Annotated in this window: 22 protein-coding genes, 2 tRNA genes and 1 riboswitch; of the genes, 15 read left to right on the top strand and 9 right to left on the bottom strand. The window is 72.1% G+C overall.

Annotated elements, in window-relative coordinates:
• The 3 genes from IE172_RS11825 to IE172_RS11815 all read left to right on the top strand — a co-directional run bounded on the left by IE172_RS11825 (position 1) and on the right by IE172_RS11815 (position 2,246).
• Positions 1–73 (top strand) — tRNA-Met (locus tag IE172_RS11825).
• A 222-nt stretch (positions 74–295) separates the two neighbouring features.
• Positions 296–2,107: a tetratricopeptide repeat protein gene (locus IE172_RS11820; RefSeq protein ID WP_190097124.1), complete on the top strand. Its 1,812-nt coding sequence runs from the start codon at positions 296–298 to the stop codon at positions 2,105–2,107.
• Positions 2,108–2,172: 65 nt separating this feature from the next.
• Positions 2,173–2,246 (top strand) — tRNA-Met (locus IE172_RS11815).
• A 109-nt stretch (positions 2,247–2,355) separates the two neighbouring features.
• Here IE172_RS11815 and IE172_RS11810 read toward each other — a convergent pair.
• Positions 2,356–2,772 (bottom strand): Fur family transcriptional regulator, encoded by a 417-nt coding sequence (locus tag IE172_RS11810; RefSeq protein WP_190097123.1) that lies wholly within the window; start codon positions 2,770–2,772, stop codon positions 2,356–2,358.
• Positions 2,773–2,915: 143 nt separating this feature from the next.
• Here IE172_RS11810 and IE172_RS11805 point away from each other — a divergent pair, with 143 nt between their 5' ends.
• Complete coding sequence (locus tag IE172_RS11805; protein ID WP_190097122.1) at positions 2,916–4,367, top strand: catalase; 1,452 nt, start codon at positions 2,916–2,918, stop codon at positions 4,365–4,367.
• Positions 4,368–4,437: 70 nt separating this feature from the next.
• On the opposite strand, the gene IE172_RS11800 is transcribed toward IE172_RS11805, so the two are convergent.
• Both IE172_RS11800 and hisN read right to left on the bottom strand, forming a co-directional pair.
• On the bottom strand, positions 4,438–4,839 hold the full coding sequence (locus tag IE172_RS11800) for a CBS domain-containing protein (RefSeq protein WP_190097121.1): 402 nt from the start codon (positions 4,837–4,839) through the stop codon (positions 4,438–4,440).
• Positions 4,840–5,008: 169 nt separating this feature from the next.
• Positions 5,009–5,809, bottom strand: a complete 801-nt coding sequence (hisN, locus tag IE172_RS11795) for a histidinol-phosphatase (protein WP_190097120.1) — start codon at positions 5,807–5,809, stop codon at positions 5,009–5,011.
• Between the two features lie 128 nt (positions 5,810–5,937).
• Here hisN and IE172_RS11790 point away from each other — a divergent pair, with 128 nt between their 5' ends.
• Positions 5,938–6,546: a TetR/AcrR family transcriptional regulator gene (locus IE172_RS11790; RefSeq protein ID WP_190097119.1), complete on the top strand. Its 609-nt coding sequence runs from the start codon at positions 5,938–5,940 to the stop codon at positions 6,544–6,546.
• Between the two features lie 6 nt (positions 6,547–6,552).
• Here the strand turns inward: IE172_RS11790 and IE172_RS11785 are convergent, their stop codons facing one another.
• From IE172_RS11785 to IE172_RS11770, 4 genes are all read right to left on the bottom strand, one after another.
• Positions 6,553–6,876, bottom strand: coding sequence for a DMT family transporter (locus tag IE172_RS11785; RefSeq protein WP_189559290.1), 324 nt, complete (start codon positions 6,874–6,876; stop codon positions 6,553–6,555).
• Positions 6,877–6,993: 117 nt separating this feature from the next.
• Positions 6,994–8,004 carry a ribosome small subunit-dependent GTPase A gene (gene rsgA, locus IE172_RS11780; RefSeq protein ID WP_190097118.1) on the bottom strand — a complete coding sequence of 337 codons (1,011 nt, stop codon included), beginning with the start codon at positions 8,002–8,004 and terminating at the stop codon, positions 6,994–6,996.
• A gap of 9 nt (positions 8,005–8,013) precedes the next feature.
• Complete coding sequence (gene aroA, locus IE172_RS11775) at positions 8,014–9,330, bottom strand: 3-phosphoshikimate 1-carboxyvinyltransferase (protein ID WP_190097117.1); 1,317 nt, start codon at positions 9,328–9,330, stop codon at positions 8,014–8,016.
• A 97-nt stretch (positions 9,331–9,427) separates the two neighbouring features.
• Positions 9,428–10,150: a M50 family metallopeptidase gene (locus IE172_RS11770; RefSeq protein WP_190097116.1), complete on the bottom strand. Its 723-nt coding sequence runs from the start codon at positions 10,148–10,150 to the stop codon at positions 9,428–9,430.
• Positions 10,151–10,210: 60 nt separating this feature from the next.
• On the opposite strand from IE172_RS11770, the gene IE172_RS11765 reads away from it, so the two are divergent.
• The 10 genes from IE172_RS11765 to IE172_RS11720 all read left to right on the top strand — a co-directional run bounded on the left by IE172_RS11765 (position 10,211) and on the right by IE172_RS11720 (position 20,268).
• On the top strand, positions 10,211–11,026 hold the full coding sequence (locus tag IE172_RS11765) for an SOS response-associated peptidase (protein WP_190097115.1): 816 nt from the start codon (positions 10,211–10,213) through the stop codon (positions 11,024–11,026).
• Positions 11,027–11,063: 37 nt separating this feature from the next.
• Complete coding sequence (locus IE172_RS11760) at positions 11,064–11,693, top strand: alpha/beta hydrolase family protein (RefSeq protein ID WP_190097337.1); 630 nt, start codon at positions 11,064–11,066, stop codon at positions 11,691–11,693.
• A 275-nt stretch (positions 11,694–11,968) separates the two neighbouring features.
• On the top strand, positions 11,969–12,655 hold the full coding sequence (gene sigR / locus IE172_RS11755; protein WP_190097336.1) for an RNA polymerase sigma factor SigR: 687 nt from the start codon (positions 11,969–11,971) through the stop codon (positions 12,653–12,655).
• Complete coding sequence (gene rsrA / locus IE172_RS11750) at positions 12,652–12,954, top strand: mycothiol system anti-sigma-R factor (protein ID WP_189559286.1); 303 nt, start codon at positions 12,652–12,654, stop codon at positions 12,952–12,954. The genes sigR and rsrA overlap by 4 nt, the downstream gene beginning before the upstream one ends.
• 145 nt (positions 12,955–13,099) lie before the next feature.
• The gene (locus IE172_RS11745; protein ID WP_190097114.1) at positions 13,100–14,482 is read left to right on the top strand and encodes an HD-GYP domain-containing protein; all 1,383 of its coding nucleotides are present in this window, start codon (positions 13,100–13,102) and stop codon (positions 14,480–14,482) included.
• Positions 14,386–15,726, top strand: a complete 1,341-nt coding sequence (locus IE172_RS11740) for an HD-GYP domain-containing protein (protein ID WP_190097113.1) — start codon at positions 14,386–14,388, stop codon at positions 15,724–15,726. The genes IE172_RS11745 and IE172_RS11740 overlap by 97 nt, the downstream gene beginning before the upstream one ends.
• A gap of 157 nt (positions 15,727–15,883) precedes the next feature.
• Positions 15,884–16,864: a tetratricopeptide repeat protein gene (locus IE172_RS11735; protein WP_190097335.1), complete on the top strand. Its 981-nt coding sequence runs from the start codon at positions 15,884–15,886 to the stop codon at positions 16,862–16,864.
• 78 nt (positions 16,865–16,942) lie between these two features.
• Positions 16,943–17,593 (top strand): peptide deformylase, encoded by a 651-nt coding sequence (gene def, locus IE172_RS11730; RefSeq protein ID WP_190097112.1) that lies wholly within the window; start codon positions 16,943–16,945, stop codon positions 17,591–17,593.
• A gap of 222 nt (positions 17,594–17,815) precedes the next feature.
• The gene (gene cyc1 / locus IE172_RS11725) at positions 17,816–18,901 is read left to right on the top strand and encodes an epi-isozizaene synthase (RefSeq protein WP_190097111.1); all 1,086 of its coding nucleotides are present in this window, start codon (positions 17,816–17,818) and stop codon (positions 18,899–18,901) included.
• Complete coding sequence (locus IE172_RS11720) at positions 18,898–20,268, top strand: bifunctional albaflavenone monooxygenase/terpene synthase (protein ID WP_190097110.1); 1,371 nt, start codon at positions 18,898–18,900, stop codon at positions 20,266–20,268. The genes cyc1 and IE172_RS11720 overlap by 4 nt, the downstream gene beginning before the upstream one ends.
• Positions 20,269–20,341: 73 nt before the next feature.
• Here the strand turns inward: IE172_RS11720 and IE172_RS11715 are convergent, their stop codons facing one another.
• Positions 20,342–21,355 (bottom strand): ribonucleotide-diphosphate reductase subunit beta, encoded by a 1,014-nt coding sequence (locus IE172_RS11715; RefSeq protein WP_190097109.1) that lies wholly within the window; start codon positions 21,353–21,355, stop codon positions 20,342–20,344.
• Entirely contained in the window at positions 21,355–23,718 is a 2,364-nt protein-coding gene (locus IE172_RS11710) for a ribonucleoside-diphosphate reductase subunit alpha (RefSeq protein WP_190097108.1), read from the bottom strand. The genes IE172_RS11715 and IE172_RS11710 overlap by 1 nt, the downstream gene beginning before the upstream one ends.
• 124 nt (positions 23,719–23,842) lie before the next feature.
• A riboswitch (cobalamin riboswitch) is annotated at positions 23,843–23,977 on the bottom strand.
• Positions 23,978–24,051: the final 74 nt, after the last annotated feature.

Below are 24,051 nucleotides of genomic sequence, written 5' to 3'. Positions count from 1 at the left end.
GCGGGGTGGAGCAGCTCGGTAGCTCGCTGGGCTCATAACCCAGAGGTCGCAGGTTCAAATCCTGTCCCCGCTACTGACGTCGCGCAGTCGCGACAACAAAGGCCCGGATTCCCAACGGAGTCCGGGCCTTTGTGATGGGCGAACGCATGTACCTGGACCTTCGACGGCCCTGCCGCCGACGGGAGTTGGCCGATCTGTGTTTGACTTGTCTCTCTGTGGGCATGTCGACAAAACGCTGTAGTGACCTCACTGACTGCGGTATACCAGGTGTACCCAGGTTGCAGGTGGTGCGACGATGGATGGTATGGGGGACAAGGCAACTCTGTTCGCGTCAGGACGATTTGTACAGTCCTTCCCTCGGGAGGAACCTCGCGACGGCGAAGCCGCCGACGAGGCGGCGGAGGAGCTGCGCCGGCGGATCGCCGCCGAGGCCGGTGACGTCGAGGCGATGAGCGTGCTCGGCGCCATGCTGCTGCGCCGCGGTGACCTCGACGGAGCCGAACCCCACCTGCGTGCCGCCACCACCGCGGGCGACCGCGCCGCCGCCAACAACCTGGGTGTCCTGCTGCACCAGCGGGGCTACCCCGACGAGGCCGCCGGATGGTGGCGGATCGCCGCCGTCGCCGGTTCCACCGCGGCGGCCCACGCGCTCGGCCGCCACCACCGCGAGCGCGGCGACGAACCGGCTGCCGAGTACTGGCTGCGCCAGGCCGCCGAGCAGGGGCACGCCCTCGGCGCCTACGCCCTGGCCGACCTGCTGGAACACCGCGGGGACACCGGCGGGGCCGAGCGCTGGATGCGGGCCGCCGCCGAACGGGGGCACCGGGAGGCGGCGTACCGGCTGGCCCGCGCCCTGGACCGCCGGGCCGCTCGCGAGTCCGGCGACGACGGCGGGGCGCCGGCCGACGAGGCCGAGCAGTGGTACCGCCAGGCCGCCGCACGCGGGCACCGCCGGGCCGCGCTGCACCTCGGGGCGATCCTGGAGAAGCGCGGCGAGCTCAAGGAGGCCGGCCGCTGGTACCTGACCTCCGCCAAGGACGGGGAGGCCCGGGCCGCGTGCGCGCTCGGTTTCCTGCTGCGCGACGCCGGTGACAGCGAGAACGCCGCCGTGTGGTGGCTGCGCGCCGCGCAGGACGGCGACGGCAACGCCGCCAACGCGCTGGGCGCCCTGCACGCCCAGCGCGGCGAGACCCAGACCGCCGAGCGCTGGTACCGGGCGGCGATGGACGCCGGCGACATCAACGGCGCGTACAACCTCGGGCTGCTCTGCGCCGACCAGGGGCGGACCGGCCCCGCCGAGCAGTGGTACCGCCGGGCCGCCTACGCCGGGCACCGCGAGGCGGCGAACGCGCTGGCGATCCTGCTGCTGCGGGCCGGGGACGAGACCGGCGCGGAGCCGTGGTTCTCCAAGGCCGCGGAGGCCGGCAGTGTCGACGCCGCCTTCAACCTGGGCATCCTGCACGCCGGCCGGGGCGAGGAGCGGGCCGCGCTGCGCTGGTACGAGCGGGCGGCGGCCGCCGGGCACACCGAGGCGGCGCTGCAGGTCGGCATGGCCCGGCTGCGGGACGGCGAGGAGGGCGAGGCGGAGCGGTTCCTGCGGTGCGCGGCGGGCGGCGGCAGCGCGGAGGCCGCCTACCGGCTGGCGACGGTACTGGACGCCCGCCGGCCGCCGGAGCCCGCGCACGAGCTGGGGGAACCGGTGCACCGGCGCAGCGAGTGCGAGGAGTGGTACGAGCGGGCGGCGTCCCAGGGGCACCGGAGGGCCCAGGTGCGGGTCGGCATGCTGGCCGCGGCACGGGGCGACGTGGTCGAGGCGGCCCGGTGGTACCGGGAGGCGGCGGAGGCCGGGTCGCGCAACGGCGCGTTCAACCTGGGGCTGCTGCTGGCCCGGGAGGGGAGCGAGCCCGAGGCGGCGGTGTGGTGGACGCGTGCGGCGGACGCGGGCCACGGGCGGGCGGCGTTGCGGCTCGCGTTGGTGTACGCGCGGCGGGGGGAGCTGGCGGAGGGGCAGCGGTGGGCCGACCGGGCGGTGGCGCTCGGGCCCGTGGCGGTGGCGGAGCGGGCCACGCGGCTGCGGGACGCGCTGCGGGAGGAGCTTTCGGCGTGAGGTCGCACCGTGCCGGGACGGATTTGCTTCCGTCGGCCCTCTTGACGTAGTGTTTCCTTCATCGACGCGGGGTGGAGCAGCTCGGTAGCTCGCTGGGCTCATAACCCAGAGGTCGCAGGTTCAAATCCTGTCCCCGCTACTGAAGGCCGAGGGCCGGAATCCGACAGGGTTCCGGCCCTCGGTCGTGTGTGAGCCCCCGGCACTGGTCAGTGCCGGGGGCTCTCGTCGTTCGCGTCCGCGGTCGGCGGCTACGGCGCCGCGCAGTTCGGGCAGACGCCGCGGTAGGTCACTTCCACGCCGGAGACCGTGAAGCCGAAGCGTTCGGTGTCCGGCAGGTCCGCCAGCGGGTTGCCGGTGGGGTGGACGTCGCGGATCGCCCCGCACTGCGCGCACACCAGGTGGTGGTGCGGGCGGTGGGCGTTGGGGTCGTAGCGCTTGGCCCGCTTGTCCGTGGCGACCTCGACCACCTCGCCGAGCGAGACCAGTTCGCCCAGCGTGTTGTAGACGGTCGCCCGGGAGATCTCGGGCAGCTTGGCGACGGCCCGGGCGTGCACCTCGTCGGCCGTCAGGTGGACGTGTTCGCCGTCGAGGACCTCGGCCACGACACGGCGCTGTGCGGTCATCCGCCATCCACGTCCACGGAGCCGTTCCAGAAGGTCACTCATAGGCACCAGCCTAACAGCAGGGGGATCGGGTCCCGAATGGGTGTGACTTTGGAGCCTTACTTGACTTAGACATTGTCCATTGTAGGATCGAGCTCGGCTTTAGCCAAGGGACAGGTTGGTCAGTGATGACGCAGGAGGCGCACGTGACGCAGGGACCGCTTACTACGGAGGCCGGGGCTCCGGTTGCCGACAACCAGAACAGCGAGACCGCGGGCGCCGGTGGCCCGGTCCTCGTGCAGGACCAGCTCCTCCTGGAGAAGCTGGCCCACTTCAACCGTGAGCGCATCCCGGAGCGCGTGGTGCACGCCCGCGGCGCCGGTGCCTACGGCACCTTCACGGTGACCGCCGACGTCACGCGGTACACGCGCGCCAAGTTCCTCTCCGAGGTCGGCAAGGAGACGGAGACCTTCCTGCGCTTCTCCACGGTGGCGGGCAACCTCGGTGCCCCGGACGCCGTGCGCGACCCCCGCGGTTTCGCGCTGAAGTTCTACACCGAGGAGGGCAACTACGACCTCGTCGGCAACAACACCCCGGTGTTCTTCATCCGCGACGCGATCAAGTTCCCCGACTTCATCCACACCCAGAAGCGCGACCCGTACACCGGCTCGCAGGAGGCGGACAACGTCTTCGACTTCTGGGGCCTGTCGCCGGAGTCCACGCACCAGGTGACCTGGCTGTTCGGTGACCGCGGCATCCCGGCGTCGTACCGCCACATGGACGGCTTCGGCTCGCACACCTTCCAGTGGAACAACGAGGCCGGCGAGGTCTTCTGGGTCAAGTACCACTTCAAGACGGACCAGGGCATCAAGAACCTGACCGCCGAAGAGGCCGAGATCCTCGCGGGCAAGGACCCCGACTCCCACCAGCGGGACCTGCGCGAGGCCATCGAGCGCGGCGACTTCCCGTCCTGGACCGTCTACGTCCAGGTCATGCCGGCGGCCGAGGCGGCCACGTACCGCTTCAACCCGTTCGACCTGACCAAGGTCTGGCCGCACGCGGACTACCCGCTGATCGAGTTCGGCAAGCTGGAGCTCAACCGCAACCCGGAGAACATCTTCGCCGAGGTCGAGCAGTCCATCTTCAGCCCCGCCCACTTCGTGCCGGGCATCGGTCCCTCCCCGGACAAGATGCTCCAGGGCCGCCTCTTCGGCTACGGCGACGCCCACCGCTACCGCGTCGGCATCAACGCCGACCAGCTGCCGGTGAACCGCCCGCACGCCACCGAGGCGCGCACCCACTCCCGTGACGGCTACCTGTACGACGGCCGCCACAAGGGTGCGAAGAACTACGAGCCGAACAGCTTCGGCGGCCCGGCCCAGACCGGCCGTCCGCTGTGGCAGCCGATCCCGGTCACCGGCGTCACCGGTGAGACGGTCACGCCCGTGCACGCCGAGGACAACGACTTCGTCCAGGCCGGCAACCTGTACCGCCTGATGACGGAGGAGGAGAAGGAGCGCCTGGTCAACAACCTGGCGAACGCCATCTCCGGTGTCACCCGTGACGAGATCGCCGACCGCGCGATCAACAACTTCCGCCAGGCGGACGAGGACTTCGGCAAGCGGCTGGAGGCCGCGGTGCAGGCCCTGCGCGGCTGATTCCAGCGCTGGACCGCTTGTCGATCGACGGGCCGGACTCCCTTCGGGGGTCCGGCCCGTCTCCCGTTTCCTACGCCGGTGCGTGCAGGGCCCGCTGTCGCCGGGGTGCCCAGCAGCGGATGATGTCGCGGACCGAGACGATCCCGGTGGGCTCGCCCCGGTCGAGGACGATCAGATGACGGAACCCGCCGTGGCTCATGGCGACGGCGGCCTCCTCCAGGGTCCAGTCCGGGATGGCGAAGACGACGTCGGTGGTGGTGTGGGCGTGGGCGCGCTCGGTGTCCGGGTCCTGGCCCAGGCCGAGCGAGTTGAGGATGTCGCGCTCGGTCAGGATGCCGATGCCGGTGCCGTCGGGGTCGTGGACCACGGCCGCGCCCACCCGGCGGGCGGACATCAGGGCGGCGGCCTGGCGGAGTGTGTGGGCGGGGCCGATGGTGAGGACCACGGTGCTCATGGCGTCACGGACGAGCATGGATGGAGCCACCTCCTACCGGAAAACGCGAGGTCACGGGCGAGGAAGCCCGCTCGTTCGCGATTTCACAAGTTCACAAGTGGGGGGACTCTCAGAGTGGCAGGCAAAGCGGGGGTCAACAAGAGGGCGCGTGCCGCCGGTCGGGGGCGCGCACCGCCCGCGCGAGCCGTCAGTAGCGCTGGTTGAGATACCCCAGCAGCTCGTCGTGCAGCAGCCCGTTCGACGCCGCCGCGTTGCCGCTGTGCGGTCCGGGGCGGCCGTCGAGGCCCGTGAACGAACCGCCGGCCTCCGTGACCACGATCGCCGTGGCCGCCATGTCCCACAGCGACAGCTCCGGTTCGGCGCACAGGTCCACCGACCCCTCCGCCACCATCATGTACGGCCAGAAGTCCCCGTACGCGCGCGTGCGCCACACCTCACGGGTGAGGTCGAGGAAGCCGTCGAGCCGCCCCTGTTCCTCCCAGCCGCTGAGCGAGGAGTACGCGAAGGAGGCGTCGGAGAGCTCGGCGACGCGGGACACCTGGAGCCGGGAGGCCGACGACAGGCTGCGGCCCGCGTAGGCGCCGTGCCCGCGGGCGGCCCACCAGCGGCGGCCCAGGGCAGGCGCGGAGACGACCCCCACGACCGGCTGGAAGCCGCCCTCCCCGGCCTCCATCAGGGAGATCAGCGTGGCCCACACGGGCACCCCGCGCACGTAGTTCTTGGTGCCGTCGATCGGATCGATCACCCAGCGGCGCGGGCCCGTGCCCTCGACGCCGTACTCCTCGCCCAGGACCGCGTCCCTCGGGCGGGCACGCTGCAGATGGCCGCGGACGAGCTCCTCCGCCGCCTTGTCCGCCTCGCTCACCGGCGTCATGTCCGGTTTGGTCTCCACCTTGAGATCGAGGGCCTTGAACCGGTCCATCGTCGCGGCGTCGGCGGCGTCGGCGAGGACGTGGGCGAGACGCAGGTCGTCAAGGTAGTCGGGCATGCAACGAACGGTATCCGCCGAGGTCGCCGCGGGGCCAGCGGGGGCCCGGTCCGAGAACCCTTGACAGTGCCCGACGGCGCGTCAAATCTGAACCACAGGACCGGCCGCTCGCCCCGAGGGAGGCGAAGATGCCCGCAGCGCGGGAGTCCCTGCTGGACGCCGCATACACGGCACTGGCACGCCGGCCGTGGTCCGCGGTGCGGATGGTGGACGTGGCCGCCGCGGCCGGAGTCTCCCGGCAGACGCTCTACAACGAGTTCGGCAGCAAGGACGGCCTCGCCCGGGCCCTCGTCCGCAGGGAGGCCGACGGCTACCTCGCCGGTGTCGAGCGCGCCCTCACCGCTCACGCCGACCCGCGCGACCGGCTGACCGCTGCCGCCGAGTGGACCGTCGCCAGCGCCCGCGGCAACCCCCTGGTCCGTGCCATGCTCACCGGATGCTGGGGCGAACGCCTGCCCGCGCCGGCCCTCCCGGCCGCGCCCTCCGGCTCCACCGTCCCCGCCCAGCGCCGCGCCGACGGCCCGCTGCCCTCACCCGCCGACTTCGTCGCCCTCGTCCGCGACCGGGCCGCGGCCGTCCTCGCCGGCCCCGGCGCCCCGAGGAGCGACACCGCCGAACTGGCCCGCTCCTGCGAGCTCGTCGTCCGGCTCGCCCTGTCCTGCGTCGCCGCGCCACCGGCCGACGACGGCGTCGCCGACCTGGTCCGCGGCGCCCTGCACCGGCAGCCGGTCACCTGAGACGGCTCAGTGAGCGGACCCCGAGAGCTGCAACCCGATCACCCCGACGATCACCAGAGTGATCGACACGATCTTCAGCGTCGACACCAGGTCCCCGAGGAACACCATCCCGTAGATGGCCGTCCCCGCCGCTCCGATGCCCGTCCACACCGCGTACGCGGGACCGACGTCCAGCTTCTTCAACGCCATGGTCAGCAGCCCGAAGCTGCCCAGCGCGAACGCGCAGAAGGCGACGGTCGGCCACAGCCGGGTGAACCCGTGCGAGAGCTTCAGGCACACGGCGAAGCCGGTCTCGAGCAACCCGGCCACGATGACCAGCAGCCACGCCATGTGTCGTCCTCCCGCATGTCCACGTTCGGTGACCGCTTCGCCGGGTTCGGCAGGTACGGGTCCGGCTCGGTGCGATTATGCACTTACCGTCCGCACGCCACGGCAAACACGCGAGGGTCAGTCGCCCTCGGTGCGCTCCCGTGTCGCCAGCAGCCTGCGCAGCGAGTACAGCCGCGCCGGATCGGCGTGCCCCTCGCTCACCCAGGCGTCCAGCGCGCAGTCCGGCTCGTCGTGACTGCACGCGCGGGGACAGCCCTCGGTGCCCGGCTCCAGGTCGGGGAAGGCGTGGATGACCCGGGACGGGTCGACATGGGCGAGCCCGAAGGACCGCACCCCGGGGGTGTCGATCACCCACCCCCCGGCGCCCGCCAGCGGCAGCGCCAGCGCGGAGGTCGTCGTGTGCCGCCCCCGCCCCGTCACCGCGTTGACATGACCGGTCGTCCGCCGTCGCTCCTCGGGCACCAGCGCGTTGACCAGCGTCGTCTTGCCGACCCCGGAATGCCCCACGAACGCGGTGATCCGGCCGTCCAGCTGCTCGCGCACCCGGTCCGCCGCCTCCCCGCTCTCCAGCTCCGCGCGGCTGGTGACGACGTACGGGATGTCGAGGTCGCCGTAGAGCTCCAGCAGCTTGTCGGCCGGCGCGAGGTCCGACTTGGTCAGCACCAGCAGCGGCTCCAGACCGCCGTCGTACGCCGCGACCAGACAGCGGTCGATCAGCCGCGGGCGGGGCTCGGGATCCGCGAGCGCGGTGACCACGGCGAGCTGGTCGGCGTTGGCCACGACCACTCGCTCGTAGGGGTCGTCGTCGTCGGCGGTGCGGCGCAGGACCGAGGTGCGCTCCTCGATCCGCACGATCCGCGCGAGCGTGTCCTTCTTCCCGGAGAGGTCGCCCACGATCGCCACCCGGTCGCCGACCACGGCCGCCTTGCGGCCCAGCTCTCGGGCCTTCATCGCCAGCACGACACGGTCGTCGACGAGGCAGGTCAGCCGGCCCCGGTCCACGGTGAGGACCAGGCCCTCGGCGGCGTCCTCGTGCTTGGGCCGGATGTGGGTGCGCGGCCGGTTGCCCTTGCGGTTGGGGCGCGAGCGGATGTCGTCCTCGTCGGTGTGCTTGCCGTAGCGGCGCATGGCGGACCCCTATGCCCCGAGCATCCCGGTCCACAGATCGGGGAAGTCCGGCAGGGTCTTCGCGGTGGTCGCCACGTTCTCGATCTGCACGCCCTCGACCGCCAGGCCGATGACCGCGCCGGCGGTGGCCATGCGGTGGTCCTCGTAGGTGTGGAAGACGCCGCCGTGCAGCCGGCGCGGGCGGATGTGCAGCCCGTCGGCGGTCTCGGTGACGTCGCCGCCGAGCTCGTTGATCTCCTTGGTGAGCGCGGCCAGCCGGTCCGTCTCGTGCAGCCGCAGATGCGCCACGCCCCGCAGGGTGGACGGGGAGTCGGCGAGGGCCGCCACGGCCGCGATGCCCGGCGTCAGCTCACCGACCTCACCGAGGTCGACGTCGATGCCGTGGACCGACCCGGAACCGGTGAACTCCAGCCCGTACTCGGTCAGCTCGCAGGAGCCGCCCATCTCGGTGAAGATCTCCCGCAGCCGGTCACCGGGCTGGGTGGTACGGGCCGGCCAGTCCGGTACGACCACCCTGCCGCCGGTCACCAGCGCCGCCGCCAGGAACGGCTGGGCGTTGGACAGGTCGGGCTCCACGGTCAGGTCCCGGCCCAGCAGGGCGCCCGGGGTGACCCGCCACACGTTCGGCTCGCCGCCCGACTCCGGGGCGTCCACCTGGGCGCCCACCGCGCGGAGCATGTCGACGGTCATCCGGATGTGCGGCAGGGACGGCAGGGTCTGCCCGGTGTGCCGCACCTCCACGCCCTGGTTGAACCGCGGCGCGGACAGCAGCAGGGCGCTGACGAACTGGGAGGACGAGGACGCGTCGACCTCGACCGTGCCGCCCTCCAGGGCACCGCCGCCGTGCACCGTCATCGGCAGTGCGCCGCGCTCGTCGTCGTCGATCCTGGCACCCAGCCGGCGCAGCGCGTCGATGACCCCGTTCAGCGGACGCTCGTACGACCGCGGGTCGCCGTCGAAGCGCACGGGGCCGTCGGCCAGCGTGGCGACCGGGGGCAGGAACCGCATCACGGTGCCGGCGTTGCCGACGTCGACGGTGGCCGGGCCGTGCAGACCGTCGGGCAGCACCCGCCAGGCCTCGCCGGTGCCGTCGGGGCCCACGCCCTCCTCGATCCCGACGCCCATGGCGCGCAGCGCCCCCGCCATCAGGAGCGTGTCGCGCGAGCGCAGCGGGCGGCGCAGCCAGCCCGGCTCGGAGGCGAGGGCGGCGAGCACGAGAGCTCGGTTGGTGACCGACTTGGACCCGGGCACGTGGACCGTCGCGTCGACGGCTCCGCTTGCGTGCGGGGCGGGCCAGAGAGCGGTGTGCGCGGGGTTCGGGGCCATGGGGCCACTCTATAAGGAGGGGGACGGCAAGGCCGCCCGCCACCTGCGCGTCCGCGGGCGGGGACCCGCTCGGCTCCCCCGGCGGGTGCCGCCGGCGTCACAGCCCCAGCAGCCACCTGCCCCCGCCCAGCAGGGAGCACAGCGACACCGCGTGGAACAGGAACAGCCACAGCCCCGCCGGTACGTGCGTCAGCCGGGACAGCTGGTCCGCGTCCGAGTCCCCGGCGCCCCCGCGCGCCCGCTTGGCCTGGAGCTCGAAGGCCGGACGCACCCCGCCGAGCAGCAGGAACCACACCACCGCGTACGCGAACGCCGCCTGCACCTGGGGGCCGGCCAGCCAGGACACCAGGACGAACGTACCGCCGGTGACCAGCATCGACACCGCCCCGTAGGCATTGCGGATCATCACCAGCATCGCGAGCAGCAGCGCCGTCGCCAGCCACAGCAGCAGCGTGATGCGCCCGTCGCCCAGCAGCGCGGCGCCGCCCAGGCCCAGCAGCGGGGGAGCGGTGTAGCCGGCCGCCGCGGTGAGGATCATGCCGATGCCGTCCGGCTTGCCGCGGCTGACGGTCAGGCCGCTGGTGTCGGAGTGCAGCCGTATCCCCGTCAGCGTGCGGCCCGTGAGCAGCGCCACCAGCCCGTGCCCGCCCTCGTGCGCGATGGTGATGGCGTTGCGGGACAGCCGCCACAGCCCGGGAGGCACGACCACCGCGGCGGCGGCGACCAGGGTGGCGACGACCACCCACGCGTCGGGGTCGGGCTGGGTGCCGGACACCTCGTCCCAGAGGGAGCCGAGCGACGCGGACGCGGTGCTGACCATGCTTTCCATGTGTGGCGGATCGCCCCCTGTGTGCGTACGGAGTCTGGCAGTGTTGCACGTATGTGCGGACGGTATGCAGCGAGTCGCAGGCCCGAGGACCTCGCGGGGATCTTCGGGATCGAGAAGTGGGAGCCGGAGGAGACCCTGGAGCCCGATTTCAACGTGGCGCCGACCAAGGAGGTCCACGCCGTTCTCGACCGTGCCCTCAAGGACGTGCCGGACCCGCGTCCGGTTCGGCAGCTGCGGAAGCTGAAGTGGGGACTGGTGCCCTCCTGGTCGAAGACCCCCGAGGGCGGCGCCCGGATGATCAACGCCCGCGCGGAGACGGTCCACGAGAAGCCGTCCTACCGCCGCGCCTTCTCCTCCCGGCGCTGCATCCTGCCCGCCGACGGCTACTACGAGTGGGTCACCGGCAAGGAGGAGCGCGACCTGGAGGTCGAGGGCCGGAAGAAGCGGCCCCGCAAGCAGCCCTACTTCGTGACGCCGGCCGACGGCTCCGTGTTCGCCATGGCCGGGCTCTACGAGTTCTGGCGTGACCGGACGCTGCCCGACGACCACCCCCTGGCCTGGTGGGTGACCTGCTCCGTCATCACCACCGAGGCGGAGAGCAGCCCGCTCGCCGTGGCCCCGGCGGACGGGCCGCACGCCCTCGCCGAGATCCACCCGCGGATGCCGCTGATGCTCACCCCGGACCGCTGGGACGCCTGGCTGGACCCGGCCCGCACCGACGTCGACGAGCTGCGCGAGCTGCTCGCCCCGCCGCCCGCCGGCCTGATGCGCGCCTACCCGGTCGCCACGGCGGTCAGCAACGTCCGCAACAACGGGCCGGAGCTGCTGAAGGAGCTGACCGCACCGGAAGAGGGCACACTCTTCTGACGTGACCCCCCACAGCGCAGACGCAGACGTGACGGACGTGACCGAGACCGTCGGGACGGACGCCGGCCCCGCCCGCATCACCTGGCACCGTGCCCCCGGCCGGGCCCGCCTGGTCCTCGCCGTGAGCCACGGCGCCGGCGGCGGCATCGAGGCACGGGACCTCAGGGCGCTCGCCGCCGCGCTGCCCGCGCACGGGGTGAGCGTCGCCCTCGTCGAACAGCCCTGGCGGGTGGCCGGCAAGAAGGTCGCCCCCGCTCCGAAGACCCTGGACACCGGCTGGCGCGGCATCTGGCCCGCGCTGGCGGCACCGGGCCTGCCGGTGATTTCGGGAGGGCGCAGCGCCGGCGCCCGCGTCGCCTGCCGCACCGCCACGGAACTCGGCGCCCGTGCCGTCCTCGCCCTGAGCTTCCCCCTCCATCCGCCGGGCAGGCCGGAGAGGTCCCGCGCCGACGAGCTGCTGGGCGCCGGCGTGCCCACGCTCGTCGTCCAGGGCGGCAACGACCCGTTCGGCAGGCCCGGGGAGTTCCCCGAGGGGGCCTACGAACTGGTCGAGGTCCCGCACGGCGATCACGGCTTCGCCGTGCCCAAGCGGGCGGACATCACCCAGGACGAGGCCGTGGCGGTCGTCACCGGCGCCGTCGTGCGGTGGACCGGGGCCCTCGGCTGAGTCCCGGGGCCCTCGGCTGAGTCCCGGGAATGCCCGGGCGGCTCCCGCTGTTGGGACGGACGTATCTGCCGGTCGACGGCACCACCGTCATAGGAGAGGGAGTCCGCCGCATGGGTTCCACGTTCTGCCCGAGCCGCAGTGCCCGCGCCGACCTGGAGTGGACGGTGCTGCACGCGGCGAAGACCGCCCCTGTTCGGGCGGCGGGCGGACCGGATCGTCGTCTATCCTCCGATTCGGGTGAGACCGGTCTCGGTCTCACGACGACACTGGAGGAGGTGGGTCCGGTTCCCGGTACCGACTCAGGGACCGAACACGGCCAGGCGGAGCAGCCCGAGGGCCGGGGCAGCGCGAGAGCGGAGTCGACCGAGGAGCGCAGCGCGCGCTTCGAGCGGGACGCCCTCGAGTTCCTCGACCAGATGTACTCGGCCGCCCTGCGCATGACGCGCAACCCCGCCGACGCCGAGGACCTGGTGCAGGAGACGTACGCCAAGGCGTACGCGTCCTTCCACCAGTTCCGCGAAGGCACCAACCTCAAGGCGTGGCTGTACCGGATCCTCACCAACACCTTCATCAACTCCTACCGCAAGAAGCAGCGTGAACCGCAGCGCAGCGCGGCCGAGGAGATCGAGGACTGGCAGCTCGCGCGCGCCGAGTCGCACATGTCGACCGGTCTGCGTTCCGCCGAGTCGCAGGCGCTGGACCACCTGCCCGACTCGGACGTGAAGGAAGCACTCCAGGCGATCCCCGAGGAGTTCCGCATCGCGGTGTACCTCGCCGATGTCGAGGGCTTTGCCTACAAGGAGATCGCCGACATCATGGGGACACCCATCGGTACGGTGATGTCCCGGCTGCACCGGGGGCGCCGCCAGCTGCGCGGCATGCTCGAGGACTACGCGCGCGAGCGCGGGCTGGTCCCGGCCGGTGCCGGGGAGTCGAACGAAGCGAAAGGCTCGGGGTCATGAGCTGCGGAGAGCCGCACGAGACGGATTGCAGCGAAATCCTCGATCATCTCTACGAGTTCCTCGACCGTGAGATGCCGGATTCCGACTGTGTGAAGTTCGAGCACCACTTCGAGGAATGCTCCCCGTGCCTGGAGAAGTACGGGCTCGAGCAGGCCGTGAAGAAGCTGGTCAAGCGCTGCTGCGGCCAGGACGACGTGCCGGGCGACCTGCGCTCCAAGGTGATGGGGCGGATCGACCTGATCCGCTCCGGCCAGGCCGTCCCCGACCAGGACGTCACGGCCACCCCCCAGGAGTCCTGAACTCCTGACGGCCCCCGGCCCTCCTGTCACTCGTACGTGCTAATCCGCGGGTTATCGGCCCGTGGAGGCACCCCCCGCCGCCCTAGGCTCCAGAGCCTGGCGGACGTCACGCCGAGTGCGGCGGGCACGGTCGGGGGAGGGGCTCATGGAGGCGTTACCGGCAAGGGCCCGGGCGTATGTCGCCGGTGTCACCCTGCTGGCCCTGCTCAGTCTGCTCCCCCTCCCGGGGCTCCCGTCACCGGGGCTCCCGCCCGGCGCCCGGATCCCCTGGGCACCCGTCGTCCTGCTCGCCGCGCTGTACGCCGGCTGCGAGCGCGTCGCCCGGTCGCGCCTCGTCCCCGCCCCGTATCCGGGCGGCATCTTCCACCCCGTCCTGCTCGCCGGGGCCTTCCTGCTGCCGCCGCAGGCCGCGGCGCTGGTCGCGCTGCCCGGGGCGCTGCTGCTCCCCGTGGAGCAGCGGCCGCGCCGGGTGCGCCGGCTGTGGCGGGCCGGCCGGCTCGTCCTCGCGGTGTGGGCCGCGAGCCGGGCCCACCTGGCGGCCGGGGGCCGGGACGCCGTGGCGGCCTGTGACGTGCCGGGCGCGCTCGTGGCGGCCGGGGCCGCGGTGCTGGCGTTCTGCCTGGTGCTCACGCTGCTCGACGGCGGCGTCCCGGCGACGGCGGCCGGCCCGCTCCCGCGCGGAGCCCGGACGGCGGCCGCGGCCGGCTGGGCGGGGAGGTTCCTGAGATCCCTGGCCCCGCTCACCGTGCACGGACTCGCCGGGCTGATGATGGCACTGCTGTGGCGCAGTACGTACGGCCCCGTGGCGGCGCTGCTGGTGCTGCTGCCGATGGGCGTCTCCTGGTGGGCGTTCGCCCAGGCCCACCGCGAGCGGGCCGCCCACCAGGCCACCATCCGCGCCCTCGTCCAGGCCGTCGACATCAAGGACGGCTACACGCGCGGGCACAGCGAACGCGTCGGACGGGCCTCGACGATGATCGCGCGGGAACTCGGCCTGGACGACGAACGCGTCGAGGTGCTGCGCTTCGCGGGCATCCTGCACGACGTCGGCAAGCTCGGCGTGCCCACCCGGCTGCTCACCAAGGACGGCCCGCTGACCCCCGAGGAACGCCGGGTGATCGAGCTGCACCCCGAGTACGGACACGAGATGGTGCGGGGCATCTCCTTCCTCGGCGAGGCCCGCGCGGCGGTGCTGCACCACCACGAGCGCCTCGACGGATCCGGCTACCCCTACGGACTGGCGGGCGGTCAGATCCCCGAGTCCGCCCGGGTGGTCGCCGTCGCCGACGCCTTCGACGCGATGACCTCCACCCGCTCCTACAGCCGGGCGCGGCCCGTCCCGGCCGCGCTGGAGGAACTCCGCCGGTGCGCGGGCACCCACTTCGACCCGCGGATGGTGAGCGCGCTGGTCCGGGCCGTCGGCCGGACGGGATGGCATCCCGCGGTGACCGCCGACGACACCCGCGCCACCCCCGTACCCGGCCCCGCCGCCCGGAACCTCACCGACCGCCCCGGGGCGCGCCGGTGAGGCCCCGCCTGCACACCGTCGTGCACGTCTGCGCCGTCGTCCTCGCCGCGGGCTGCCTCGGCAGCACCCTCCACCACGGCGTCGCGGACCGGGGCGCCGCCCTGGCCTTCGGGGTGCTCGTCACCGTCGGCGAGCTCACCCGGCGGGGCGGGACGCTGGTCCGGGAGGGCGCGCCGCTCGCCGCCGCCGGATCGCTGTCGTACGCGCTGCTGGGGGAGATCGCCGGACGCCCGGCCCAGCCCGGCGCCGCCCAGGTCGTCACCGTGGTGCTCGCCGCGTCCCTGCTCGGCAGCGTGCCGCACGTCGGGCGCGGCGACGGGCCCGCCCTCGACGCACCGGCCCGCCGGGTGCTGGCCGTCGGCTTCGTCGCCGTGTGCTTCCAGCCGCTCTCCGGCAGGGGCGCCTTCGACGACTGGGGCGGGCCCGCGCACGCGCTGCTGCTGCTCGCCCTGCTGTCCCTGTCCGCGCTGTGCGACGCCGTGCTGGCCGCCGCGCTCGCCCGCTCCCGCACCGGCTGGCCCTTCCTGCCGATGCTCCGCGACGAGCTGCGGGCCGTTCCCGGCATCGGCGCGGCCGTCATCGCCACCGGCGCGGTGATGGCCCTCGGGGTCGCGGTCGTCGGGCTGTGGGCGCTGCCCGTCTTCTCCGTCCCCCTGCTGCTCGCGCAACTGTCCTACCGGCGGTACGCGGCCGTGCGCGCCACCTACCGGCAGACCATCGCCTCCCTGGCGCGCGCCACCGAGATCGCCGGGTACACCCCCGCCGGGCACGCCCGCCGGGTCGCCGCCCTTAGCCGGGCGGTGGGCCGGGACCTCGGGCTGACCGAGGCCGAACTGAACGTGCTGGAGCACGCGGCACTGATGCACGACATCGGCCAGCTCAGCCTCGTCGACCCGGTCCCCGCCGGCGCCACCGCCGGACTGCCGGTCACCGAGCAGCGGCGGATCGCCCTGCTCGGCGGCGCGGTCGTACGCCAGACCGGCGTCGACCCCCGGGTGGCCCGTATCGTCGAACGCCAGGCCGATCCGCACGGGGAGCAGCCGCTCGCCGCACGGATCGTCCGGGTGGTGAACGCGTACGAGGAGAAGTCCCGGGAAGGAGGTCCCGGCGGGCCGCTGACCGCCCTGGAGGAACTGAGGCTCGCCGCCGCCGGGGAGTACGCGCCGGAGGTCGTCGACGCCTTGGCCCGAGTCCTGTCCCGGAAGACGGAGGAGGCGCGTGAGTACCCGGACCGCTCGCGGTGAGAGCCGCGAACACGGCTGTCTGACCCCGTACGAGGCTGGGTAACCCATGGGTAATGAGCGTCCTCGCGGCCGTACGTGGTTGGATGCGAAGGAGAGGGTGTCCGGGGGCGCGGTGCGGAACAGCCGGCCCACCGAACGGAACTGGCAGGCGGGAATCGTGAGGATCTTCGGCAAGGGACGGCACCGGCCCTCCGCCTCCTGGCGGCAGGCCACGGACCGCGCGTTCACGCTCATCGGCGACGGCCGGTACGAGGACGCGGGCGCGCTGCTGACACGTGCCGCCGACCTGGAACCCTGGCTGTCGGAGTCCTGGTTCAACCTCGCGCTGCTGCACAAGTTCCGGCACGACTGGGAGCAGGCCCGCGCGGCCGGTCTGCGCGCCGTGGCGCTGCTCGACCGCGACGCCGGCGCTCCCGACTGGTGGAACGTCGGCATCGCCGCCACCGCCCTGCAGGACTGGCCGCTGGCCCGGCGGGCCTGGCAGGCCTACGGACTGAAGGTGCCGGGGCCGGCCACCGACTCCGGTGAGCCCCTCGGCATGGACCTGGGCAGCGCGGCCGTCCGGCTCTCCCCGGAGGGGGAGGCGGAGGTCGTGTGGGGCCGGCGCCTGGACCCCGCCCGGATCGAGGTGCTGTCCATTCCGCTGCCGTCCTCCGGGCGCCGCTGGGGCGAGGTCGTGCTCCACGACGGCGTCCCGCACGGCGAGCGGAGCACCGCCGCCGGCCACACCTACCCGGTGTTCGACGAGATCGAGTTGTGGGCGCCCTCGCCGGTGCCGACCTGGGTGGTGCTGCTGGAGGCCGCCTCCGAGGCCGACCGGGACGCGCTGGAACAGCTCGCCTCCGACGCCGGTTTCGCCGCCGAGGACTGGTCGTCCTCCGTGCGGCTGCTGTGCCGGATGTGCTCGGAGTCGCGGATGCCGTCCGACGAGGGCGAGGGCGAGCACCTCGACCCGCACGACCACAGCGAGCCGGGGCACCCCGGACCGCTGGGCCACGTCACGGACGGGCAGTCGTGGGTGCCGGAGCGCGAGTGCGGGCTTGCCGCGCCGGCCTCGCTGGTCCGGGGGTTGCTGGACGGATGGGTCGCGGACAGCCCCGATTCCCGGGACTGGCGGGATCTCGAAGAGGTCTGTTAGGGACGGCCGCCCGCGCCGTTCGCCGTACGCTGTATCCGCACCACACCCCCGTTTTTCCCAGGAAGGCACACCCCGGTCATGGCTCAGCAGGACACCGATCAGCAGCACGCGGGCGTGCTCCCCGTCGACGACGAGGGGTACGTCATCGACACGGAGGACTGCGAGGAGCGCGAGGCGGCCTGGCGGGAGCGCGGCACCTCGCGCCCGATCACGGTGGTCGGCAACCCGGTGCTGCACAAGGAGTGCCAGGACGTCACCGACTTCGGCGAGGAGTTCCAGCAGCTGGTCGCCGACATGTTCGCCAGCCAGCGCACCGCCGAGGGTGTGGGCCTGGCCGCCAACCAGATCGGTGTCGGCCTCAAGGTCTTCGTCTACGACTGCCCGGACGACGAGGGCGTGCGGCACACCGGCGTGATCTGCAACCCGAAGCTCGTGGAGCTGCCCGCCGAGCGGCGCCGGCTGGACGACAGCAGCGAGGGCTGCCTGTCGGTGCCCACCGCGTACGCGTCGCTGGCCCGCCCCGACTACGCCGAAGTGACCGGCCAGGACGAGAAGGGCAACCCGGTCCGGGTACGCGGCACCGGCTACTTCGCACGGTGTTTGCAGCACGAGACCGACCACCTCTACGGCTACCTGTACATCGACCGGCTCTCCAAGCGGGAGCGCAAGGCGGCGCTGCGGCAGATGGCCGAGAACGAGCCGCGCTACCCCGTGGTCGCCAACGACTGACCGGCGGCGGGAGCAGCCCCTTCACCGCCCCGCGCACGGCGCCCGGCCGGACCCCGTCCGGCCGGGCGCCGTGCGTTTTCGTGTGCGGAGAACCGGCGAATGAAGCAAATCCGTTCCCAGAACGGTCAGTCGTGGTGCTGAATGGAGGTGCGGTGATACGCGCGGCGTGCGCCCGGCTCGGGGGTGGGCACGCGCCAACTGGCGGCTGAGAGGGGATTGTTCGTGCATGCTCTGTCACACGGCACCACATCGACACCGACCACCGTCGCAGTTCCACCGGCGCTCTCCCTTCCGGTGATCGAGGAGGAATTTCCCCGGCAACTCCACCCGTATTGGCCGAAGCTTCAGGAGACGACGCGGGCGTGGCTGCTCGAAAAGCGGCTCATGTCCCCGGACAAGGTGGCGGAATATGCCGACGGCCTGTGCTACACCGACCTCATGGCGGGGTACTACACGACCGCCCCCGACGAAGTGCTCCAGGCGATAGCGGACTACAGCGCGTGGTTCTTCGTCTGGGACGACCGGCACGACCGCGACATCGTCCACGGCCGCCCCGCCTCGTGGCGGCTGCTCAAGGACAGGCTGCACACGGCCCTCGACAGCCCCGGGGACCACCTCGGCCACGAGGATCCGGTGGTCGCGGGTCTCGCGGACAGCGTGCTGCGGCTGTACGGGTTCCTGCCGGACACCTGGAACGCGCGGTTCGCCCGGCACTTCCACACGGTGATCGAGGCGTACGACCAGGAATTCCACAACCGCACGGAGGGAATCGTCCCCACCGTCGAGGAATACCTGGAACTGCGCCGGCTCACCTTCGCGCACCGGATCTGGACCGACCTGCTGGAACCGAGCGCGGGCAGTGAACTTCCCGAGGCGGTGCGGAAGAACCCGGCATACCGGAAGGCGGCACTGCTCAGTCAGGAATTCGCCGCCTGGTACAACGACCTGTGCTCACTCCCGAAGGAAATAGCGGGCAGTGAGGTGCACAATCTCGGCATCAGTCTCGTCACTCACGAGGGGCTGACACTCGAAGAAGCCATTGCCGAAGTCAGGCACCGTGTGGAGGAATGCATCCGGGAATTCCAGCAGGCCGAGAAGGAAGCCTTACGCTTCGCCGACGGTCTGGACGACGGCACGGTGGGAGGGAAGGAGACGGGCGCTGCCGTACGCACCTGCGTCGCCACGATGCGGAACTGGTTCAGTTCCGTCTACTGGTTCCACCACGAGTCCGGCCGGTACCGGGTCGACAGCTGGGACGACCGGTCCACACCCCCGTACGTCGACAACGAAGCGGCAGGTGAGAAATGACCGTCGAATCGGTGGAATCCGGAGCGTCCGGGACGACCGCACGGCGCGAGCCGCCCCTGGCCGGCGGAGGGCTCCCCGTCCTCGGCCACGGCTGGAAGCTGGCGCGCGACCCGCTCGCCTTCATGTCCGCCCTGCGCGACCACGGCGACGTGGTGCGCCTGAAGCTCGGACCGAAGACGGTGTACGCCGTCACCACCCCCGCCCTCACCGGGGAAGTGGCCCTGAGCCCCGACTACATCATCGCCGGCCCACTGTGGGAGTCCCTGCAGGACCTGCTCGGCGACGAGGGCGTGGCCACCGCCAACGGCCCGCTGCACCGGCGTCAGCGCCGGACCATCCAGCCCGCCTTCAAACTCGACGCGATCCCCGCCTACGGGCCGATCATGGCGGAGGAGGCGTACGCGCTCGTGGACCGGTGGAACTCCGGCGAGGAGCTCGACATCACGGCGGAGTCCTTCCGGGCGGCCGTCCGGATCGCCGCCCGCTGCCTGATGCGCGGCAGCTACATGGACGCCCGGGCGGACCGCATCTGCACCGACCTGGCCGCCCTGTTCAGCGGCATGTACCAGCGCATGGTGGTCCCGCTCGGGCCGCTCTACAAGGTGCCGGTTCCGGCCAATCGGGAATTCAACCGGGCGCTGACCGATTTGCATGTCCTGGTCGACGAGATCGTGGCCGACCGACGGGCAAGCGGTCAAAAGCCGGACGATTTGCTGACGGCTTTGCTGGACGCGAAGGACGACAATGGCGACCCCATCGGGGAACAGGAGATCCACGATCAGGTCATCGCCATACTCACCCCCGGCAGTGAAACCGTCGGGGCGACGATCATGTCGCTCCTCCTGGTTCTCACCGAGCACCCGGAACTCGGCGACAAGATCCGCGAGGAGGTGAAAGCGGTCGTCGGGGACCGCCCGGTCGCATTCGAAGACGTCCGACGGCTGACCTACACCGCGAATGTCGTCACGGAGACGCTGCGGCTGTATCCGGCCGTATGGATATTGACCCGCCGCGCGGTGGCCGAAACGGAACTCGGCGGATACCGCATTCCCAAGGGGGCGGACCTCATCTACAGTCCGTACGCCATCCAGCGCGACCGGCGTTCCTACGAGCGGAACGAGGAGTTCGACCCCGACCGCTGGCTCCCGGAGCGGTCCAAGGACGTGCCCAAGTACGCGATGAGCCCGTTCAGCGTGGGCAACCGGAAATGCCCCAGCGACCACTTCTCGATGGCCGAGCTCACGCTCCTCACCGCGGTGATCGCCTCCGCCTTCCGGTTCGCGCACGTGCCCGGTTCGGACATCCGGCCCCGGATCGGCATCACCCTCCGGCCGCGCCGGCTGATGCTGCGGGCCCTGCCCCGCTGAGCATCCGCCCGGCCGCCCGGGACGCCGTCCCGCACCGCGCGTGCGGTGCGGGACGGCGCCGGGGGAGCACGCGCTAGAAGTCCTCGTCCAGGTCGACCGTGCCCTCCACGGCGACCTGGTACGCGGACGGGCGCCGCTCGAAGAAGTTCGTCAGCTCCTGGACGCCCTGCAGCTCCATGAAGGAGAACGGGTTCTCCGATCCGTACACCGGTGCGAAGCCCAGCCGCACCAGCCGCTGGTCGGCGACGCACTCCAGGTACTGCCGCATCGACTCGGTGTTCATGCCCGGCAGCCCGTCGCCGCACAGGTCACGCGCGAACTGAAGCTCCGCCTCGACCGCCTCGCGCAGCATGTCGGTCACCTGCTGCCCGAGCTGCTCGTCGAACAGCTCCGGCTCCTCCTTGCGGACGGTGTCGACCACGTCGAAGGCGAACGACATGTGCATCGTCTCGTCCCGGAACACCCAGTTGGTCCCGGTCGCCAGACCGTGCAGCAGGCCCCGGCCGCGGAACCAGTAGACGTAGGCGAACGCCCCGTAGAAGAACAGGCCCTCGATGCAGGCGGCGAAGCAGATCAGGTTCAGCAGGAAGCGGCGCCGGTCGGCCCGGGTCTCCAGCCGGTCGAGCTTCTCCACCGAGTCCATCCACCGGAAGCAGAACTCGGCCTTCTCCCGGATGGAGGGGATGTTCTCCACGGCCGCGAAGGCCGCCGCCCGGTCGTCGGGGTCGGGCAGGTAGGTGTCCAGCAGCGTCAGGTAGAACTGGACGTGCACCGCCTCCTCGAACAGCTGCCGCGACAGGTACAGCCGCGCCTCCGGGGAGTTGATGTGCTTGTACAGCGTCAGCACCAGGTTGTTCGCCACGATCGAGTCACCGGTGGCGAAGAACGCGACCAGCCGCCCGATGAGGTGCTGTTCCTCGGGGCTGAGCTTCGCCAGGTCGGCGACGTCCGAGTGGAGGTCGACCTCCTCGACGTGCCAGGTGTTCTTGATGGCGTCCCGGTAGCGTTCGTAGAAGTCGGGGTAGCGCATGGGGCGCAGGGTCAGTTCGAAGCCCGGGTCGAGCAGGTTCTTGGTCTCACTGGTCATCACTGGCAGGCCTCGCAGGACTCGGGGTTTTCCAGGGAGCAGGCGACGGCCTCGGGGTCGGCCGCCTGCTGGACGGGGACGGTGGTCCGGGCCGCGGCGCGGGCGATCCGGGTCGCCGGGCGGGAACGCAGGTAGTACGTGGTCTTCAGACCCTGCTTCCAGGCGTAGGCGTACATCGAGGAGAGCTTGCCGATGGTCGGCGTCTCCAGGAACAGGTTGAGCGACTGCGCCTGGTCCAGGTACGGGGTGCGGGCGGCGGCCATGTCGATCAGACCGCGCTGCGGGATCTCCCACGCCGTGCGGTACAGCCGGCGCACCTCCTCGGGGATCCACGCGAAGTCCTGCACCGAGCCGCCGGCCTCGCGCAGCGCCTCACGGGAGCGCGCGTCCCACACACCGAGCCGCTTCAGGTCGTCCACCAGGTACGAGTTGACCTGGAGGAACTCCCCGGACAGCGTCTCGCGCTTGAACAGGTTGGACACCTGCGGCTCGATGCACTCGTACACGCCCGCGATCGACGCGATGGTGGCGGTGGGGGCGATCGCCAGCAGCAGCGAGTTGCGCATCCCGGTCGCCGCGATCCGTGTCCGCAGCGCCGCCCAGCGCTCCGGCCAGGCGAACTCGACACCGTAGTGGTCGGGGTGCAGCACGCCCCGGGCGGTGCGGGTCTTCTCCCAGGCGGGCAGCGGGCCGTGGCGCTCGGCCAGGTCGGCGGACGTCTCGTACGCGGCGAGCATGATCCGCTCGGCGATCCTGGTGGACAGTGCCTTCGCCTCCGGGGAGTCGAAGGGCAGCCGCAGCTTGAAGAAGACGTCCTGCAGACCCATGGCGCCGAGGCCGACGGGGCGCCACCGGGCGTTGGAGCGGCCCGCCTGCTCGGTCGGGTAGAAGTTGATGTCGACGACCCGGTCGAGGAACGTCACGGCCGTGCGGACCGTCTCGTCCAGGCGCTCCCAGTCGACGTCCCCGTCCGCCACGAAGGCGCCGAGGTTGACCGACCCCAGGTTGCAGACCGCGGTCTCCCCGTCGTCGGTGACCTCCAGGATCTCCGTGCACAGGTTCGAGGAGTGGATGACGTGGCCCGGTTCGGCGGTCTGGTTGGCCGTGCGGTTGGCGGTGTCCTTGAAGGTCATCCAGCCGTTGCCGGTCTGCGCGAGGGTGCGCATCATGCGGCCGTACAGCTCGCGCGCCGGGAGCGTCCTCCGCGCCAGGCCCTTCGCCTCGGCGGCCCGGTAGGCCGCGTCGAACTCCCCGCCCCACAGGTCGACCAGTTCCGGCACGTCCGCGGGTGAGAACAGGGACCACGAACCGTCCGCGTCCACCCGGCGCATGAACTCGTCCGGCACCCAGTGCGCCAGGTTCAGGTTGTGCGTACGGCGGGCGTCCTCACCGGTGTTGTCGCGCAGCTCCAGGAACTCCTCGACGTCCAGGTGCCAGGTCTCCAGGTAGACCGCCGCCGCGCCCTTGCGCCGCCCGCCCTGGTTCACGGCGGCGACCGAGGCGTCCAGCGTCTTCAGGAAGGGGACGATGCCGTTGGAGTGCCCGTTGGTGCCGCGGATCAGCGAACCGCGGGCGCGGATGCGGGAGTAGGCCAGGCCGATGCCGCCGGCGTGCTTGGAGAGCCGGGCGACCTGGTGGTAGCGGTCGTAGATCGAGTCCAGCTCGTCCTTGGGCGAGTCGAGGAGGTAGCAGGACGACATCTGGGGATGCCGGGTCCCGGAGTTGAACAGGGTGGGGGAGGAGGGCAGGTAGTCCAGGCGGCTCATCAGGCCGTAGAGCGCGGCGACCTCGTCCACCGAGCGGGCGCTGTCGTCCTCGGCGAGACCGCAGGCGACGCGCAGCAGGAAGTGCTGGGGGGTCTCGACGACCTTGCGGGTGACCGGGTGCCGCAGCAGGTAGCGGCTGTGCAGGGTGCGCAGGCCGAAGTAGCCGAAGCGGTCGTCGGCACCGGTGTCGATCAGTGCGTCGAGCCGGTCCGCGTGCCGTGCGGCGAACGCTGCGGTCCGGTCGGCGATCAGACCCTCGCGGTGCCCGGTCGCCACGGACCCGGTGAAGGAGGTGACGCCCTGCGAGGCGGCCTCGGCGCGGATGCCGATGGTCAGCAGCCGGGCGGCGAGCCGGGAGTAGGCGGGGTCCTCGGAGATGAGTCCGGCCGCCGCCTCGGTGGCCAGTTCCCGCAGCTCCGCCTCGTCGGCGGCGGCCGACCGGCCGCGCAGCGCGGCGGCGGCGACCCGGCCGGGGTCGGCGTCGGGCAGGTCGGCGGTCAGCTCCGTCAGGGTCCGCAGCAGCGCGGCACCGGGGCCGCCCTCGCTCTCCCGGGTCACCTCGATCGCTGAGGCCGGATCGGCTGGCGCGATGGTCACGTGGGGCTCTCCCTCGCTCGGCACGGGGGCCTCGAAGAGCGCAGGGGGCAGCACACGAACGCACGGGGCGTCGCGTCCACCGGCCCATTCCGCGAGGCCCGGACGTCAGGGCACCCGGACCGGACGGCCGGGCGCACTGTCGGCAGGTCCTCGGACTGACCTCTCCGCACGCCTCGACGTGGGCGTGCGGGGGGACACCGTTGCGGGACAGTTCCGGATTCACACCGGATTCCCCTGCGGCGACAGCGAGCACGAGCATACATCTTGTGCCGGGCGGCGCCAGCAGCCCCATATGTTGTGTCGCGTTGGTGTCGGAGCGTCAGCTCGCAGGCG

This window comes from Streptomyces griseoflavus (genome assembly GCF_014649995.1).
GTDB classification, from domain to species: Bacteria; Actinomycetota; Actinomycetes; order Streptomycetales; family Streptomycetaceae; genus Streptomyces; species Streptomyces griseoflavus.
Note: the sequence above shows the minus strand (reverse complement) of the source record. Positions and strands in the feature narration are given on the sequence as shown.